The organism is Mycobacterium sp. E2497 (assembly GCF_001668695.1).
Classification (GTDB): domain Bacteria; phylum Actinomycetota; class Actinomycetes; order Mycobacteriales; family Mycobacteriaceae; genus Mycobacterium.
Window position 1 is genome coordinate 39,265 of the sequence record NZ_LZKD01000019.1, and the last position, 17,392, is coordinate 56,656.

At 66.3% G+C, this 17,392-nt stretch carries 16 protein-coding genes and 4 tRNA genes; 8 read left to right on the forward strand and 12 right to left on the reverse strand.

Annotated elements, in window-relative coordinates; genetic code table 11:
• Position 1 precedes the first annotated feature (1 nt).
• Positions 2-895, reverse strand: coding sequence for an SDR family oxidoreductase (locus A5713_RS01385; protein WP_068091741.1), 894 nt, complete (start codon positions 893-895; stop codon positions 2-4).
• Between the two features lie 163 nt (positions 896-1,058).
• Between A5713_RS01385 and A5713_RS01390 the strand changes: the two genes are divergently transcribed.
• Positions 1,059-1,961 carry a LysR family transcriptional regulator gene (locus A5713_RS01390; RefSeq protein ID WP_068091744.1) on the forward strand — a complete coding sequence of 301 codons (903 nt, stop codon included), beginning with the start codon at positions 1,059-1,061 and terminating at the stop codon, positions 1,959-1,961.
• Between the two features lie 72 nt (positions 1,962-2,033).
• Here A5713_RS01390 and A5713_RS01395 read toward each other — a convergent pair whose 3' ends face one another.
• The 7 genes from A5713_RS01395 to A5713_RS01425 all read right to left on the reverse strand — a co-directional run bounded on the left by A5713_RS01395 (position 2,034) and on the right by A5713_RS01425 (position 8,321).
• Entirely contained in the window at positions 2,034-3,017 is a 984-nt protein-coding gene (locus A5713_RS01395; RefSeq protein ID WP_369804348.1) for a CaiB/BaiF CoA transferase family protein, read from the reverse strand.
• A 47-nt stretch (positions 3,018-3,064) separates the two neighbouring features.
• Positions 3,065-4,021: an LLM class F420-dependent oxidoreductase gene (locus tag A5713_RS01400; protein WP_068091749.1), complete on the reverse strand. Its 957-nt coding sequence runs from the start codon at positions 4,019-4,021 to the stop codon at positions 3,065-3,067.
• Entirely contained in the window at positions 4,006-4,437 is a 432-nt protein-coding gene (locus A5713_RS01405) for a cobalamin-dependent protein (RefSeq protein WP_068091750.1), read from the reverse strand. The genes A5713_RS01400 and A5713_RS01405 overlap by 16 nt, the downstream gene beginning before the upstream one ends.
• Positions 4,437-6,014 carry a methylmalonyl-CoA mutase family protein gene (locus A5713_RS01410; RefSeq protein ID WP_068091753.1) on the reverse strand — a complete coding sequence of 526 codons (1,578 nt, stop codon included), beginning with the start codon at positions 6,012-6,014 and terminating at the stop codon, positions 4,437-4,439. The genes A5713_RS01405 and A5713_RS01410 overlap by 1 nt, the downstream gene beginning before the upstream one ends.
• Before the next feature lie 95 nt (positions 6,015-6,109).
• Positions 6,110-6,922 carry a methyltransferase domain-containing protein gene (locus A5713_RS01415; protein ID WP_068091756.1) on the reverse strand — a complete coding sequence of 271 codons (813 nt, stop codon included), beginning with the start codon at positions 6,920-6,922 and terminating at the stop codon, positions 6,110-6,112.
• Between the two features lie 55 nt (positions 6,923-6,977).
• A complete protein-coding gene (locus A5713_RS01420) occupies positions 6,978-7,679 on the reverse strand; it encodes a M15 family metallopeptidase (RefSeq protein ID WP_068091759.1) in 702 nt (233 codons plus the stop codon).
• Between the two features lie 42 nt (positions 7,680-7,721).
• The gene (locus A5713_RS01425) at positions 7,722-8,321 is read right to left on the reverse strand and encodes a TetR family transcriptional regulator (protein WP_102419542.1); all 600 of its coding nucleotides are present in this window, start codon (positions 8,319-8,321) and stop codon (positions 7,722-7,724) included.
• A gap of 61 nt (positions 8,322-8,382) precedes the next feature.
• On the opposite strand from A5713_RS01425, the gene A5713_RS01430 reads away from it, so the two are divergent.
• The 6 genes from A5713_RS01430 to A5713_RS01455 all read left to right on the forward strand — a co-directional run bounded on the left by A5713_RS01430 (position 8,383) and on the right by A5713_RS01455 (position 15,758).
• Entirely contained in the window at positions 8,383-10,092 is a 1,710-nt protein-coding gene (locus A5713_RS01430; protein WP_068091762.1) for a CocE/NonD family hydrolase, read from the forward strand.
• Between the two features lie 78 nt (positions 10,093-10,170).
• On the forward strand, positions 10,171-10,587 hold the full coding sequence (locus tag A5713_RS01435) for a hypothetical protein (protein ID WP_068091770.1): 417 nt from the start codon (positions 10,171-10,173) through the stop codon (positions 10,585-10,587).
• Between the two features lie 9 nt (positions 10,588-10,596).
• Complete coding sequence (locus tag A5713_RS01440) at positions 10,597-11,250, forward strand: TetR/AcrR family transcriptional regulator (RefSeq protein ID WP_068091773.1); 654 nt, start codon at positions 10,597-10,599, stop codon at positions 11,248-11,250.
• A gap of 490 nt (positions 11,251-11,740) precedes the next feature.
• Positions 11,741-12,175 (forward strand): MmpS family transport accessory protein, encoded by a 435-nt coding sequence (locus A5713_RS01445; RefSeq protein WP_068091775.1) that lies wholly within the window; start codon positions 11,741-11,743, stop codon positions 12,173-12,175.
• The gene (locus A5713_RS01450; protein ID WP_068091778.1) at positions 12,172-15,069 is read left to right on the forward strand and encodes an RND family transporter; all 2,898 of its coding nucleotides are present in this window, start codon (positions 12,172-12,174) and stop codon (positions 15,067-15,069) included. Before A5713_RS01445 ends, A5713_RS01450 begins: the two co-directional genes overlap by 4 nt.
• Before the next feature lie 140 nt (positions 15,070-15,209).
• Positions 15,210-15,758 (forward strand): TetR/AcrR family transcriptional regulator, encoded by a 549-nt coding sequence (locus tag A5713_RS01455; protein ID WP_158243990.1) that lies wholly within the window; start codon positions 15,210-15,212, stop codon positions 15,756-15,758.
• A 205-nt stretch (positions 15,759-15,963) separates the two neighbouring features.
• On the opposite strand, the gene A5713_RS01460 is transcribed toward A5713_RS01455, so the two are convergent.
• From A5713_RS01460 to A5713_RS01470, 3 genes are all read right to left on the reverse strand, one after another.
• Positions 15,964-16,037, reverse strand: a tRNA-Phe gene (locus tag A5713_RS01460).
• A gap of 29 nt (positions 16,038-16,066) precedes the next feature.
• A tRNA-Asp gene (locus tag A5713_RS01465) sits at positions 16,067-16,140 on the reverse strand.
• Between the two features lie 29 nt (positions 16,141-16,169).
• A tRNA-Glu gene (locus tag A5713_RS01470) sits at positions 16,170-16,242 on the reverse strand.
• A gap of 124 nt (positions 16,243-16,366) precedes the next feature.
• On the opposite strand from A5713_RS01470, the gene A5713_RS01475 reads away from it, so the two are divergent.
• Positions 16,367-16,439 (forward strand) — tRNA-Lys (locus tag A5713_RS01475).
• 34 nt (positions 16,440-16,473) lie between these two features.
• Here the strand turns inward: A5713_RS01475 and A5713_RS01480 are convergent.
• Positions 16,474-17,370, reverse strand: coding sequence for a class I SAM-dependent methyltransferase (locus tag A5713_RS01480; protein WP_068091783.1), 897 nt, complete (start codon positions 17,368-17,370; stop codon positions 16,474-16,476).
• Positions 17,371-17,392 lie beyond the last annotated feature (22 nt).

Sequence of the window (17,392 nt, forward strand, 5' to 3'; positions counted from 1 at the left end):
CTCACTCGCCGAAGTAGTGGCCGGCGTCGAGATCCTCGAGCAGTCCCGGCCCCTCGGGCTGCCAGTCCACCACTTTCTGCGTCAGCGCACTCGACGTCGGATTGTCCAGCGCCGCGAAGAGGGCAAGGAAGCCGAAATGACCGGCTTCTTCCGCGGGAATACTGACCGTCGGCACATCCAGGTGGCGGCCGATGACGGCGGCGATGTCGCGGAACGGCACGCCTTCGTCGGCTACGCCGTGCAAACGCGTTCCCGGGGGCGCTTTTTCGAGCGCCAGGCGGTACAGGTGGGCGGCGTCGAGCGTGTGGACCCCGGGCCAGCGGTTGGCCCCGTCGCCGATGTACGCGGACTTTCCGGTGCCGCGGGCGGTGCTGATGAGGTGATTCGTGAAGCCGTGGTGGTCGAGGTCGCTGTGCACGATCGGGGACAGCCGGATCACCGAGGACCGCACCCCGCGTTCGGCCAGCGCGATCACCGCGTTCTCCGAGTCGACCCGCGGCCCGCCGGGCAGCGTGTCCTGTTCCGTTGCAGGCCCGCCCTGCCCCAGCAGCGAAAGAAGCAAGGTGCCCGAGGTGCTGACGAATGGGCGGTCCGAGCCGACGAGCACCTCCCCGATGGCCTGCACGGCGCGCAGGTCCGCCTCGGCGGCACCCAGGAAGTCGTCGAAGTCGTGTTTGAAGGCCAGGTGGATGACGCCGTCGGACGCCGCGGCGGCGGACCGCAAACCGTCGAGGTCGTCGAGGTCGCCGCGGTGCACCCTGACGCCCTTCGTGTCCAGCGCGGCGGCCGACTCGTCGGAGCGGGCCAGGCCGGTGACGTGATGCCCGGCTTGCAGGAGTTCGTCGACGACGGCCGAACCGATGTGCCCGCTCGCGCCCGTCACAAAGACATGCATGAAAGTCCCTTTCGCTGTTCCATGTTCGCGGATTCCAGTCAACTGACCGGGCGGGCCGGCTGTCCAAGACCCGTTTCATATGACGTGATACCAAATCGACATCACCGCATGTCACTGCCGGCTTACAGCGCGGCGCGGCTGCCGCCGCCGTTACACTGCTCGCATGGCCGAATCGGTATTGCCCGTGATCGACCTCGATCTGCGGCTGGTCGGATACTTCGTCGTGGTGGCCGAACATCGACACTTCGGCCGGGCCGCGACCGCGCTGCGGGTAGCGCAGCCGTCGCTGAGCCGGCAGATCCGCCGGCTCGAGCAACAGGTGGGCGCTCGACTGCTGGATCGCACGCCGCAAGGCACCAGGCTGACGGAGGCCGGGGAGGTGTTCCTGCCGCGGGCCAAGGCCCTACTGCGTTCGGCCACGCAAGCCGCCGCCCAGGCCCGGGCCGCCGCCCAGCCGAGCCGAATTGCGATCGGATACACGACCGGGATGATCGTCACCCCCGCGGTACGCGAGATGCGCCGCGAACACCCCGACGCCGAAGTGCACGTCTCGCACCTGGATTGGGGTCACGCCCTGGACGCGTTGCTCGGGCATCGGGTGGACGCGGTGGTGACCCGGCTACCGTTCCCGACCGACGGGCTGCACGTGACGGTCCTGTACGACGAGCCGCGGGTGCTGGCGATCCCCGTTGACCACCGCCTAGCGGGTCGGGATTTCGTGACACTCGACGACATCGCCGACGAGCCGATGCCCCGCGTGCGCAACTCGGACCCGGCGTGGAGCGCCTATTGGCGCATCGACCCCCGACCCGACGGCCGCCGGGCGCCCGACGGTCCGTTCATCGACGCGCTCGAGGACAAGTTCGAACTCATCGCCTCGGGACAGGCCGTGGCCATCACGGCGGGTTTTCACGGCAACAGCCTGCGGCCGGACATCACCACGGTGCCGCTGAAGGGCGTCGACCCTTGCCATGTGGTTCTGGCGACGCGCGCCGGGGACCGCAGCCGGTTGGTGGCGGCGTTCCGCAAGCTCGCCGAGGCACACCTCACGGGACCGCGCGCCTGAGCCCGAGCGCGAAGCCAACTTCACGGTCGCGCCCGGGCGTGAAACTATTTTCACGTTCGGCGGCGACCGCAGCTAGCCCTCGGGAAGCTCGGGCGGGGGCCGGTATTCGGGCCGGTAACCCGCTACGTGGATGGGACTGCCGACCAGGCGGAAATCGCCCGCGGTGATGACGGCCTCGGGGGTCGCTTCGAGCGCCTCGGGCAGCGTCCTGACCGCTGCCGCCGGCACCCCGAGTGGCCGCAGTCGGCCTTCCCACCCGGCGGCGGTGTCGGTCGCCAACATCGCCGAGACCACCGCCAGCACTTCTTCGCGGCGGGCCACTCGTTCGGCCATCGTCTCGAAGCCGCCGATACCCGCCTCGCTGGCGAACGATTTCCAGAAGCCGTCGTGCGTGATGAACAGCGCCAGATACCCGTCGGCCGTCGGGAAGAGCTGGGCCGGAACGTAATACGAATGCGCACCATGGGGGTGCCGCTGCGGCTCGACGCCGCCGTTGAGGTATGCCGACGCGTGATAATTCAATTGCGACAGCATGACGTCGCGCAGCGACACGTCCACTTGCCCACCGGTGCCGGAAATGATCTTGGCCAAAAGCCCTAGGGCCGCGCACATCCCGGTCGAGTTGTCGGCCGAGGAGTAACCCGGCAGGGTCGGCGGTCCGTCCGGGTCACCGGTCAACGCGGCGATCCCGAAACCCGCCTGGACGACGTAGTCGAAGGCCGGATCGTCGCCGCCGTGCAGACCGAACCCGGTGATCGCCACGCAGACGATCCGCTCGTTGTGCCCTCGCAGCTGCTCGTAGGTCAGCCCCAGCCGACGGATGGCCGACGGCTTGAGGTTCACCAGCAGCGCATGGGATTCCGCGACCAGCCCGCCCAGGCGCCGCCGCCCCGCGTCGGAGTTCAGGTCCAGACAGACGCTCGACTTGTTGCGGTTGAGGCTGGCGAAGTAGGTGGCCCCGACCCCGCGCGAGATCTCGCCGCCCCGCGGCTCGATCTTGGTGACCTCGGCGCCGAGGTCGGCGAGCAGCATGGTCGCGTACGGGCCTGCCAGCATGGTGCCAACCTCGAGGATGCGGATCCCGGCGAGCGGCCCTGCAGACGTCACCGCAATTCCGTTGCGAGCGAGGCGATCATCTCGCGGGTGCGACGTTTGGAGGCGACCAGCTCGTCGCGATTGTCACCGATCGGCAGCAGCCGCACCGACAGATCCGTCACGCCGGCATCGGCGAACCGGCGCATCCGGGCCAGGATGGCCTCCGAGTCGCCGGCCGCACAGAGATCGCCGACGTCGCGGGCATCGCCGCGTTCGAGCAGGCGCTGGTAGTTGGGTGACACCTCAGCCTCGCCCAGGATGCGGTTGGCCCGCTCCTTGGCCTCGACGACTTGCGCCGGTGCGCACAGGCATACCGGGATACCCGCGACGATCCGCGGTGCGGGCCGTCCGGCATCTGCGGCGGCCTTGGTGATCTTCGGCGCGATGTGGTCACCGATCGCGCGCTCGTCGGCCATCCACAACACTGTGCCGTCGGCGAATTCGCCGGCGATCTGCAACATCACCGGCCCCAGCGCGGCGACCAGCACCGGCATCGGGGTGTCGGCCCCGATCGCCAACGGGTTGTGCACCGTGAACGAATCGTTCTCGACGTCAACCGGTCCCGGGCCGGCGATGGCCGCGTTGAGCACCTGCAGGTAGTCGCGGGTGTACGCGGCCGGCTTGTCATACGGGAGGCCGAGCATGTCCCGGATGATCCAGTGGTGCGACGGCCCTACCCCCAGCGCCAGCCGGCCTGCGGACACCGCGTGCGTCGAAAGGGCTTGGCGGGCAAGGGCGATGGGATGCTGGGCCTGCAGCGGCACCACCGCGGTGCCCAGCTCGATGCGTGAGCTGTGCGCGGCCATCAGCGACACCATCGTTAGGCAGTCGAAGTCGTCGGGCACCTGCGGCATCCATGCGGTATCCAGGCCCGCGGATTCGGCCCATTCGATATCGGCGGCCAGCTTGTTCACCTTGCGGGCCATATCGCCGCGCTCGGCGCCGACCATCACTCCGACGCGCACTGTTCCTCTTTTTCTGCAACGGGTTCGGGGGCGCTGGTGAGCGCACGGATTTCGCACACCAAGTCGTCCAGCGGTGTTCCGGTGGGGAATACCGCGGCGGCGCCGGCGGACAGCAGCTTGGGCACGTCGGCGTGCGGGATGGTTCCGCCCACCACGACGGCGATGTCCGCGGCGTCGGCGGCCCGCAACGCTTCGATGGTGCGAGCGGTCAGCGCCAGGTGGGCACCGGACAGGATGCTCAGGCCGACGACCGCCACGTCCTCCTGGACCGCGATCGACGCGATGTCCTCGATGCGCTGCCGGATGCCGGTGTAGATTACCTCGAATCCGGCATCGCGCAGCGTGCGGGCGACGATCTTGGCGCCTCGGTCGTGCCCGTCCAGGCCGGGCTTGGCGACGAGAATCCGGGCGGCCACTAGAACACCACCGGTTGCTGGAACTCGCCCCACACCGCCTTGAGCGCGGCGACCATTTCGCCGACCGTGCAGTACGCGTTGGCGCAGTCGATCAGCTTGTGCATCAGATTGTCGTCTCCTTTGGCAGCACGCGAGAGCGCCGCAAGACTGGATTCGACTGCTGCCGAATCCCTTTCGGACTTCACCTTGGAGAGTCGCTTGAGCTGGAGATCGCGTCCTTCGGCGTCCAGTTCGTAGGTCACGACATCCGGCTCCGGTTCGTCGGTCACGAACCGGTTGACCCCGACGACGGGCCGGGCGCCGGCCTCGATGTCCTGGTGCACCCGGTACGCCTCGTCGGCGATCAGGCCCTGCAGGTAGCCGTCCTCGATCGCGTGCACCATGCCGCCGTGCCGGTCCAGGTCATCCATGATCTCGATGATGCGGGCCTCGGTGGCGTCGGTGAGGGCCTCGACGAAGTAGGAGCCGCCCAGCGGGTCGGCGACGCCGGCGACGCCGGTCTCGTACGCCAGGATCTGTTGGGTGCGCAGCGCCAGCGTGGTCGATTCCTCGGTCGGCAGGGCGAACGGCTCGTCCCAGGCCGCGGTGAACATCGACTGCACACCGCCCAACACCGCCGCCATCGCCTCGTAGGCCACCCGAACGACGTTGTTGTGCGCCTGCGGCGCGTACAGCGACGCACCCCCGCAGACACAACCGAAGCGGAACATCGATGCCTTGTCCGTCGTCGCCCCATAGCGCTCGCGCACGATCGTCGCCCAACGGCGCCGCCCCGCACGGTACTTGGCGATCTCCTCGAAGAAATCGCCGTGGGTGTAGAAGAAGAACGAGATCTGCGGCGCGAACTGGTCGATGGTCATTCGGCCGCGTTCCACCACGGTGTCGCAGTAGGTCACCCCGTCGGCCAGGGTGAATGCCATCTCCTGTACCGCGTTGGCCCCGGCGTCGCGAAAATGGGCGCCCGCCACCGAGATCGCGTTGAACCGCGGAACCTCGGCCGCGCAGAACTCGATGGTGTCGGCGATCAACCGCAGCGAGGGCTCCGGCGGCCAGATCCACGTGCCGCGCGACGCGTACTCCTTGAGGATGTCGTTCTGGATGGTGCCGGTCAGCTTCGCCCGCGGTATCCCCTTCTTCTCGGCGGCGGCAACGTAGAACGCCAGCAGGATCGCCGCCGTCCCGTTGATCGTCATGCTCGTGCTGAGCTTGTCCAACGGGATGCCGTCGAACAGGATCTCGAAGTCGGCCAGGGTGTCGACCGCGACGCCGACCCGGCCGACCTCTTCGCCGAACTCGGGGTCATCGGAGTCGTAGCCGCACTGAGTCGGTAGGTCGAGCGCCACCGACAGCCCGGTCCCGCCCTGCTCGAGCAGGTAGCGGTAACGACGGTTGGACTCCTCGGCGGTGCCGAAGCCCGAATACTGGCGAAACGTCCACAGCTTGCCGCGGTAGCCGGACGCGAAGTTACCTCGGGTGAAGGGGAACTCCCCGGGTGGTGGCGGCGGCGCCGCGATATCCCCGGGGCCATAGACCGGCGCAAGCGGAATGCCGGATGGTGTCTGGGCCTCGTTATCCATCGTTGAATAACGTACTTGCAAAAAAAGAGAATGCCAATACCGCATGGCTGACCAGGCAAAACACGAGTGCGCCAGCCCCGATCGGCCCCGATCGCCTAGGCCCGGCAGACGATTTCGCCGTGTGGGATGGCGATCCAGCCGTCCGGCGCGGCCGCCCAGGCGCGCCACGCCGCGGAGATCTCCTCGAGTTGGGCGGCCGTCGCCAGCCCCGAATCCAGCAGGTCGCGCGCGATCCGCGAGTGCAGGATTCGGTCGGACCACATGCCGCCCCACCATTGGCGGGCCTCCGGCGTCGCGTAGCACCACACGCTGCCCGTGGGGGTGACGTCGGTGAAACCCGCCTGCTGGGCCCAGGACAGCAACCGCCGTCCCGCATCGGGTTCGCCGCGGTTGGCGCGAGCGGCCCGCCGGTAGAGGTCGCGCCACAGATCCAGCGCCGACAACTGCGGGAACCAGATGAAGCCGGCATAGTCGGCGTCCCGGGCCGCCACCACGCCGCCCGGTGCGCACACCCGCCTCATCTCGCGCAGCGCGCCCACCGGGTCGGCGACGTGCTGGAGCACCTGGTGCGCGTGCACGACATCGAATGCGCCGTCGGGAAAGTCGAGCCGATGCACGTCGGCGGTGGCGAACGAGACGTTCGAAAGGCCACGCTGCTCGGCCTCCGCGCGGGCCACGCCGAGCACGTCGGCCGACCGGTCGACGGCGGTTACCGGTCCCGGTGCGACGCGGGCGGCGAGGTCGGCGGTGATCGTCCCGGGTCCGCAACCGATGTCAAGGAGCGATGTGCCGGACTTCAGGTGGGGCAACAGGTATGCCGCGGAATCCTCCGCGGTGCGTCGCCGGTGACTCCGGAGCACCGACTCGTGGTGTCCGTGGGTGTAGGTGGGCCCGCGTTCGTCGGTCATGCCCGAAGCCTACCGACTCGCTCATATCTTGAAACTATTGTCTCGTTATATGAGATTAATCGACCGGCACGTCGAGGATCGGCCGGTCGACCGCGGCGCCGGGGCCGTCGAAATGCCACCACTCCCCGGAGTACGGGGCCAGGCCGCCGTACTTCATCGCGTTCCGTAGCGCCGCACGATTGGCCTGCGCGTCGGCGCTGACGCCCTGGGTTGCGAAAGCGGTTGCGCGCGGGGAGAAGTCGTCGAAGTCGGTCCCCATGTCGGCCAGGCAGAGGCCGTCGGCATGCTGGCCGGACGCGCACGGCTGCTGCGTCGTTGTGAACGTCACGTCCACCGAGCGTCCCGATTCGTGGCTGTGCGCATACTGGCCGGGGCGCGCGACCCACGCCGGGTTCGGGACGACGTTGAACATCTTGACCTGCACATCGTGCGGCCGGTAGCAGTCCCAGAACACCAGGAGGTGCCCCTGCGGACGCAGCGCGGTCGCCGCCGCGGCCAGCCCCGCAGCCATCGATTGATGCACGAGGCAGCGGGCGTCGGACGGGTACAGCTGCGTGCGCGTGAAGTTGTTGGTCGTCGCGTAGCGCAGATCGATGACGGCGTCGGGGACGACGCTGCGGACGTCGACGAACCCGGCCGCACGCGCCGCATCGCTCACCGGCGGGACATCGGGACCGGCCTGGGCGCTCCCGGCCCCGCAGGCCGCGACCAGACCCGCGACGGCCACAGGCGTAAGGACCCGGCGCAAAACACGCATCCGGCCATTGTCGCGGTTGGCCGCGCCGACTTGCGTTATCTGCTAGCCAATGTCGCCCTCGACATAGCGCTGCAGGTTCGGGGCCATCGCCGCCACCACCTCGTCGTCGGGCATCGAAGCGATCGGCTCGATCTTCCAGACGTAGCGCAACAACGCGAAGCCGATCAGCTGGGTGGCGATCAGACCGCTGCGCCGCAGTCGTTCCTCCTCGTTGGCCCCTAGGCTGGAACCGCCGATGAGGCCACGCTCCACAATCAGCCTCAGTTTCGCTCGGGTCTTGTCTTCATGGGCGGCGGTCAGCACGATCGCCCGCAGGACCGGACCCACCTCCTCATCGGCCCAGGAGTCCAGCACGGTCCGGATCAATTGCCGGCCCAAGTCGGCCTTGGGTGTCGCCCAGGTCGCCGCCACCGCGTCGAGCCACTTCTGTGGCGGCGTGGTGGCCGCGTCGAGCAGGCCCTCCTTGGAGCCGAAGTAGTGATAGATGAGGGCCGGGTCGACGTCCGCGGTCCGGGCGACCGCGCGCATGGCCGTGCCGTCCCAGCCGCACTCGGCGAATTCGTCGCGGGCGGCGGCCAGGATGCGCGCCGCCAGCACGCCGCGCTCGTCGCGCGGACCCGGGGTGATCGGTGGCTTCGCCACCGTCTCACCATACCGGAAGTCTCATGTTGCGTTGAGACTAATCTCAACGTAGCGTGAAACTGTGACCACGCTCAATGGCCCCCAGACGACGGGCCGGCAATACCGCAACCTCAGCGAGGCGCAGTACGCGTCACGCACCGACATCAACACTGCAATCAGGATGCGCGACGGCGCAACGCTTTTGGCCGATGTTCACCGGCCCGACGCCGAGGGCCGCTTCCCCGCGTTGCTGGCCGCCTCGCCGTATCCGCGGCAGATGCAGGACCTGGGCGCACCCGCGGGGTTCATCGAGGCCGGCAGGACGGACTTCTGGGTGCCGCGCGGCTACGTGCACGTGATCGCGAACCTACGCGGCACCTGCGGCTCCGAGGGCTGTTTCGACTTCTTCGACGCGCAGGAGCGCCGCGATGTACACGACCTCGTCGAGTGGGTCGCGACCCAGCCGTGGTGCGACGGAAACGTCGGCATGATCGGCATCAGCTACTTCGCGATGACCCAGCTCGAGGCGGCCGTCGAGCGGCCGCCTCACCTCAAAGCGATCTTTCCCCTTGCCGTGACCAGCGACCTGTACGAGGGCGCCAACCACCAAGGACTACTGAGTTCGTCATTCATCACCCCGTTTCTCGCGATGATGGGCCTGACCTCCGAGCGCAGCGACAAACTGTGGCGCAGCAAGCCGATCGGTTTGGCGCGACGCGTACTGAACAGTCCGGGCGTGCACAAGAAATTCGAGACCATGAACGGCGAGGCGGCAGTCACCATGCTGCGCCAGCTGCTCAGACTGCCGCACGATCCCCACCCGTGGGACGAGCTGTGGCATCAGGCGGCGGTCAAGCACCCGACGCGCGACGAGTGGTGGGAGGAGCGAAACCTGTTGCCGCTACTCGACAAAATCGACATCCCGGTCTACCTGGGGTGTGATTGGCAGAACGTGCCTTTGCACCTGCCCTCGACGTTCACCACCTGGAACGGGCTGTCGCACAACGCACATGTGCGGATGGGCATGCTTGGCGAGTTCGGGCTGACCTGGCCATGGGAGAGCATGCACACCGAGGCACTGGCCTGGTACGACCATTGGCTCAAGGGCCGCGACACTGGAATCACCGAAGGGCCGCCGATCCGCTACTTCCTGCCAGGCGCCGACGAGTGGCGAACCGCCGACTCCTGGCCGCCGTCAACGACCCCGCATTGCGAGCTGGCCCTGCGCGCCGACGGCACGTTGGGGGCCGACGAGGGCGAGCCCGGCGGTCGCGAATTCATGGTGCTGGGCTCCGGCTTGGGCCGCATCAAAGCCAGCGAGATCGACCCGCCGTCGCTGTTGGTGTGGACCAGCGCGCCGCTGGACCAGGACGTCGATGTGGTCGGGGACATCGAGCTGCGGCTGGTGGCCTCGGCGACGGCGATCGACACCGCCTGGATGGCGATGCTGCACGACGTGGCACCCGACGGGGAGACGACCGCCGTGACCGCGGGCTGGTTGCGCGCCAGCCTGCGCGAGGTCGACGAAGCGGCCAGCCGCCCCGGCGCGCCGGTGCTGCCCTGCCGCCACCCGCAAGCGGTACCGCTGGGAGAGGACGTCGAATACCGAATCCCGCTGGTTCCCAATGCTCGCCGGTTCCGGGCGGGCCACCGCATTCGCCTGACGCTCACCAGTGACGACCATGACCCGTCGACGCCGGCGATCATGAACTTCCGGCATGCCAGCGTCGGCACCTCGAGCCTGAACGCGGTGCGCTCGTCGTCGCGGCTATTGCTGCCGGTACTCGGCTAGCCGTCGGCGCGAAGAAGGATCGTCAGTCCGCCGGAGTGAATTCGATGTGCAGGTCGGTGAGCCCGCGCATGGTTCGTAGTGGCACACCAGCTCTGCTACACCAACCTTCAATTCGCGAGGGACTTCCGCGATGCGCCACTGATGATCGTCGGTGAGGGGACCAACGAGATCCAACGCAAGGTGATTACCGCGCAGCTGGTTTCGCGCGGAACCCTCGAGGTTCGGACAGCAACATCGTTCTTCTGGCGGGTAAACCCTCATCGCAACTCGGCGACACATCGCCGGCGGCACCGCATCATGACGGGCGTCGTCTACGGGGCGCTGGGCCAGTTCGCGGCGGGTCCATCGCAACCACCGACATCGTACCGGCGATCGAGCGAGCCGTGTATTAGCTGGCGAATGCGCATGGAACCACCTGCCGTCACCGGTGGCGCGCAAACCGCGGCGCCTTATCGCTGGCCGGACCCCGATTCGATCGACGGACCGGGAGATTAGACTGGTGACGTGTCAGTGGATGGTTGGCCGTGCCGCCCGCTGCGCAAGGATGCTCAGCGCAATCGCCAGCGGGTGGTCGAGGCTGCCCGAGATCTCTTCGCGTCCAGGGGACTTGAGGCGACCCTCAACGAAGTTGCACACCACGCAGGCGTGGGCGTAGGTACTGTCTACCGGCGTTTTCCGACGAAAGAAGACCTGGTCGAGGCAATCTTCGAAGACGGCATCGACCAGCTCACCGCGCTTGCGGAGTCGGCACTGCGAGACAAGAACTCCTGGCACGGATTTGTGTGGTTCGTTGAGCAGATGTGTGAACTTACCGTGACCGACCGGGGGCTGCGGGAAGCCGTGTTCAGCAAGACCTACGGCGGAGACCGGGTGGAGGCCTCGCGATTGCGGATGGCCCCCGTGGTCTCGAAGCTCGTTGAACGGGCCAAGGACGACGGCTATCTGCGTGCGGACGTCTCACCCACCGACATGCCGTTCCTCGGCCTGATGGCGGGGACGGTCGGCGAGTTTGCCGCCCATGTTGAGCCGGAGCTGTGGCGACGATATGTGTCCATGCTCCTCGAGGGCATGCGCCGGCGCAGGGGACAGCAGCCGTTGGCGATTGGTGCGCTCGACGACGAGCAGCTCGACGCGGCGATGCATCCAGCGTCTGAGTGATCGTGACGGGAAGGGCTGATACCCCTTCGGAGACGATGGCCACGTGAAGACCGTATGCCCTCGTCAACAACGGATTTGGTGATCGATCGCCACCTATCCGCGGTTGCGTAGCAGCGCTGATCGGCCGCCGCCTAGAACCCTGACGCGGTAGTTCAACAACGCCCGGATTATCCATTTGTGATCGCGGCTGCGCATCTTGGGCGACGAGCTGCGCATCAATTCACAGGCGACCCTTGGTATGACGACCGTCGCAGAATAAGTGGATTGACTTTGTCCACTTATCTGGTTAGGTTGTCGAAAGAACCGCAACGCCGTCATCGGCCGTCGCCGGAGGTGACCGCCCGCCAATGAGAGGTCCGCACGTGTGCGCCTATCCCCACGCTGACGAATCGTGCGCAAACCCTCTGCGCCCCCGCGGTATTGAGTCCTCGGCGCGGGGCGGGACGCATGGGGCGGACGCTGCTTCATTCGTTGACCGCTGGGCGTCACGATGACGGCGATCTTCGGACTCGTGCGGCGCGTGTGGCTTCCACTTCTCATCGTGGTGGCAGTTGCGATCGGCGGTGTCGCTGTGATGAATCTGCGCGCAGTCTTTGGTTCCAATGCCGTCCTGGTGGCGCCCAACGGCTCCGACACCGCGGAACGCTTCACCCCCAAGGTCGTGACGTATGAGGTGTTCGGCTCTGCGGCCACCGCCGTGATCAACTATCTCGACCTTGACGGGAAGCCTCAGCGGGCCCCCGACGTATTGCTGCCGTGGTCGTTGACGTTGCGCACGACTGCACCGGCCGCCACACCGAACCTCCTCGCGCAGGGCGACGGTCAGTCGATCGCCTGCCGGATCACCGTCGATCGCGAGGTCAAGGACGAAAGATCGGTCACTGGTTTCAATGCCGAAACGTTCTGCTTGGTGAAGTCGGCGTGACCGCGGCTACGGACGAGGTCCGGACCCAGCCCATACCGGCGGCCCGTCACGCGGCCCACCCCCGTATACCGCGCATGATCCGCGCCCTGGCGGTGCCGATCATCCTTGCCTGGATTGCCATCGTGGTGATCCTCAATACCGTTGTTCCGCAACTGGAAACGGTCGGGAAGATGCGTGCGGTGTCGATGACTCCCAACGATGCGCCGTCGTTGATCGCCACCAAGCGGGTGGGAAAGGTGTTCCACGAATACGACACCAGCAGTTCGGTGATGATCGTGTTCGAAGGGGACAAACCGTTGGGCGCCGACGCGCACCAGTATTACGACCGCGTGGTGCGTGAGTTGCGGGGCGACACCAAGCACATCCAGCACGTGCAGGATTTCTGGGGTGATTCGCTGACGGCTGCGGGTGCGCAAAGTGTCGACGGCAAGGCCGCCTACGTCCAGGTCTACATCAGCGGCGACCAAGGAGAAGCGCTCGCCAACGAATCTGTGGACGCCGTCCGCCATGTCATCGCCAGCGTGCCTGCGCCTACGGGGGTCAAGGCCTATGTGACCGGCCCGGCAGCGACGAGCGCAGATCAAAACGCGACGGGCGATAAGAGCATGGAGGTCATCGAGCTGCTCACCTTCGCCGTCATCATCGGGATGCTGCTGCTGGTGTATCGATCGTTCATCACGGTGTGCATCGTGCTTGCGATGGTGGTCCTGGAATTGTCCGGTGCCCGGGGACTGGTGGCTTTTCTGGGCTATTTCGGGGTTTTCGGCCTCACGACGTTCGCGACCAATCTGGTCGTGACACTGGCGATCGCCGCGGCCACCGACTATGCCATCTTCCTGATTGGGCGATACCAGGAGGCGCGTAAGGCCGGCCAAGATCGAGAAGCCGCCTACTACACCATGTTTCACGGCACGGCGCACGTCGTGCTGGCTTCCGGATTGACCATCGCCGGCGCGAGTTTCTGCCTGCGCTTCACGCGGCTGCCCTACTTCCAGACGATGGGGATCCCCTTGTCTATCGGTATGGCGATTGTGGTCGCCGCGGCCTTGACGCTTGGTCCGGCGCTGATCGCGGTGACCAGTCGCTTCAGGCAGGTGCTGGAGCCGAAACGTTCGAGCCGGTCGCGGGGATGGCGCCGCATCGGTACGGCGACCGTGCGGTGGCCGGGCGCGATCTTGGTCTGTGCGATCCTGTTGTCCCTGGTCGGCGTTTTGACGCTACCCGGCTACCGCACCACCTACGACGACCGCATATATCTGCCCGCTGACGTATCGGCCAACGTGGGTTATGCCGCCGCCGATCGCCATTTCTCCCAGGCCAAGATGAATCCTGATCTTTTGATGGTCGAATCCAATCACGATCTGCGCAACCCCGCCGACTTCCTGGTGATCGACAAAATCGCCAAAGCGCTTGTCCGCGTTCATGGCATCGCCCAAGTGCTGACCATAACGCGCCCGGACGGCAAGCCGATCCAGCATACGTCGATCCCGTACAACATCAGCATGAACAGCACCGGCCAGGTGATGAACAACGACTACCAACAGACCGTTTTGAAGAACACCCTCAAACAGGCCGACGACATGCAGGTCAACATCGACTCGATGGAGCAGATGCTCAGCATCACCCAGCAAATGGCCCAGATCACCCACAGCATGGCCACCAAAATGAGGAAGACCAGTGCGGATGTGCAGGAGTTGCGCGACCACATGGCCGATTTCGACGACTTCTTCCGACCTATACGCAGCTACTTCTACTGGGAAAGGCATTGCTTCGATATCCCGGCCTGCTGGGCATTGCGTTCGGTGTTCGACGCCCTCGACGGCATCAGCACCATGAGTGACGACCTCGACGATCTGGTGCCCGACATCGAGCGCCTCGACGCGGTGATGCCCCAAATGGTCGCCCTGATGCCGCCGATGATCGAATCGATGAGAAACCAGAAGCAAATGATGCTTAACCAGTATCAGGCGCAGAAGGCACAACAAGACCAGACGATGGCCTTGCAGGACAACGCCACTGCGATGGGCCAAGCGTTCGACGCTGCCAGGAACGACGACTCGTTCTACCTGCCGCCGGAAGCCTTCGACAACGCGGACTTCAAACGGGGCATCAAGTTGTTCATGTCACCGGACGGCCATGCTGTACGTTTCACCATCATTCATCAAGGCGACCCGTTGACAGAGGAAGGAACCTCGCGCACCGGGCCGCTGAAAATCGCAGCCGCAGATGCCATCAAGGGAACGCCGCTGGAGGGATCGAGGATCTATCTCGGCGGCAGCGCGGCCATGTACACCGACATGCAGCAAGGCGCTGACTATGACCTACTGATCGTCGCGGTCGCCGCACTCATCTTGATCTTTGTCATCATGGTGGTACTCACGCGGGCCGTGGCGGCCGCGGCAGTCATCGTGGGAACCGTGGTGCTCAGCCTGTCCGCCTCCTTCGGACTCTCAGTACTGCTCTGGCAACACATCATCGGGATTCCGCTGCACTGGATGGTGCTGCCGATGTCGGTCATCATCTTGCTGGCGGTGGGATCGGACTACAACCTGTTGCTCGTTTCGCGGATGAAAGAGGAGATCCACGCCGGTCTGAACAGCGGCATCATTCGCGCTATGGTCGGCACCGGTTCGGTGGTCACCTCCGCCGGCCTGGTGTTCGCCTTCACCATGATGTCGATGGCGGTGAGCAAACTGATCGTGATCGGCCAAGTCGGAACCACAATCGGTCTGGGCCTGCTCTTCGACACCCTGGTCGTGCGCTCGTTGATGACGCCCTCCCTCGCAGCGCTATTGGGCCGCTGGTTCTGGTGGCCAGCCCGCGTCCGCCCGCGGCCTCGTCCCCAACCATGGCCGCAACCGCTGCGCAAAGAGCCCGTGGCGCAAAGGGCATGATTGCGCACGCGTCAGGCTCGCGAATCACGCGCGAAGCGGTCCGATTCAGCCAATCCGAGCCGTAAGTGACGACCGGACGACCGGCGGTGACAAGTCGCCGTCGGGCGAGCGAACTCGAACGAGCCGTGTACGACGCGACATTGACCGAACTGAAAACGGCGGGCTACCACCGATTCACCATGGAGAAGGTCGCCGCTCGGGCAGGCTGCGGCAAGGCCTCACTGTATCGCCGGTGGCCCGGAAAACGAGACTTGATACTGGCCGCTTTGAAGTCGCTGGTTCCGTTGATGCCAACCGGCCAGCGCTTGGGGTCGTCGCGGCAGAATTTGTTTGCGACCCTGAGCTCGTTGGCCGAGGTTCTCGTCGGCAACACGCCTTACCCGGAATCGATCGTCATCGTAGGTCTCTTCCACGACGCCGAAATACGGTCCCTATACGTCGATTCGGTCCTGGCACGCAGTACGGCCGTCCTCGAGAACATCATCCTTGCCGGCATCTGTTCCGGTGAGGTTGACCCCGCTTCGGTAACGGCCCTCGCCGTACAAACGGGACCGGCTCTGATCCTCCAGCACGCGCTGCTGGTGCGAACCGTTCCCACGCCCTTCGAGATCGAGCAGATCATCGACACCATGCTCGGTCGCCCCGGCGACCAGCCAACGGCGGCGGTGAACCCCTGCGCAAGCCGGTAGCCACTCAGCCGAGAGGCGTGCCGGCGACGAACGACTCCCCTGTCGCGGCGGCCACCCCTCGCGAGGGCACGAAATGGGCACGAGCATCCAGTGACGGTCAATCGTCGCGCTGCCGAGCTCGACCCTGGCCCCCGCGAGTCTGACCAGATCCCGGGTTGCGGCGAGACATAGGGCGCCGTCCGCCGCGCCGTGCGTTCTTTCACGGTGGCCAGGGGCGGGATCGAACCGCCGACCTTCCGCTTTTCAGGCGGACGCTCGTACCGACTGAGCTACCTGGCCGGAAGGCATGAAGTGCCTCGCCGAATCGGCGACCCTGACGGGACTCGAACCCGCGACCTCCGCCGTGACAGGGCGGCGCGCTAACCAACTGCGCCACAGGGCCTTGCTGCTGCTCCGCGTCACCGCGTCGCGTACCCCCAACGGGATTCGAACCCGTGCTACCGCCGTGAAAGGGCGGCGTCCTAGGCCACTAGACGATGGGGGCCAGAACCGAATCACTCCGGGGTACTCGCAACGAGGTTTCGTTAGGAGCCACGTCAGCTTAGGTCACCGCGGGCCCAATCCTCAAACGAGCCGCGCTTTGGGCCCAAGTATCCTGAATGTCCGCAGCCCCTATAGCTCAGTTGGTAGAGCTACGGACTTTTAATCCGCAGGTCCTAGGTTCGAGTCCTAGTGGGGGCACCGACGCGTGTTGGCCTCGGCAGAGCGGCGCTCATCACCCGAGCACCGCGCTGCTGTAGGTCACATCGGCGAATGCCTGGGCCACCTCGTCGTCGGCGTAGGCGAAGCCGTTGGCGGCATGCAGTTCCGCGACGGTTTGCGACGACGTTCGCCAGCCCCGCTGGCTGAGGTGGTCGACGATGTGGCTGCGCTCGCCGTGGTAGACGAGGTCGTTGAAGTCGACCTCGAACCCGAGCTCGCTCATCCGGTCGTGGTGCGCCCGCCACCGCGGGTCGGCGAAGACGGCGGTGTCCGGCACGAAGTCGAAGGCCAGCCGGCTGCCCGGGGCGCTCAGCGTGGTGATGTTGTCGAACAGCGCGTCCTGGGCCTCCTCCGGCAGGTACACCAACAGTCCCTCGGCGCTCCACACCGAGGGCGCCCGCGGATCGAAGCCGGCCTTACGGAGCGCCGCGGCCCAGTCGTCGCGCAGGTCGATGGCGACGGCGCGCCGCTCGGCGGTCGGCTCGGCGCCCAGATCCTCGAGGGTCAGGGTCTTGAACTCGATCACCTCCGGCATGTCCACCTCGTAGACGACGGTGCCCGCCGGCCACGGCAGGCGGTAGGCGCGCGCGTCCAGCCCCGACGCGAGGATCACGGCCTGCGAGATGCCATTGCGCGTCGCTTCCAGGAAGAAGTCATCGTAAAACCTTGTGCGGCAGGCCATCCCTCGCGCCATCCGGTGCGGGTCGAACTCGGAAGCCCTGCCGGCGGGGATGTCGCCGTTGACCAGCCGGACGTAGACGTCGATTCCGACGGCGCGCACCAGCGGGGCCGCGTACGGGTCGTCGATCAACTTCGCGTCCGACGACAGGGCCCGCTGGGCGGCGACCATGGTCGCCGTCGCCCCCACGCTGGTCCCCAGATCCCAGCGATCGCGATCGGTGCGCGCCATGGTGCTCTCCCTCATCCCGATC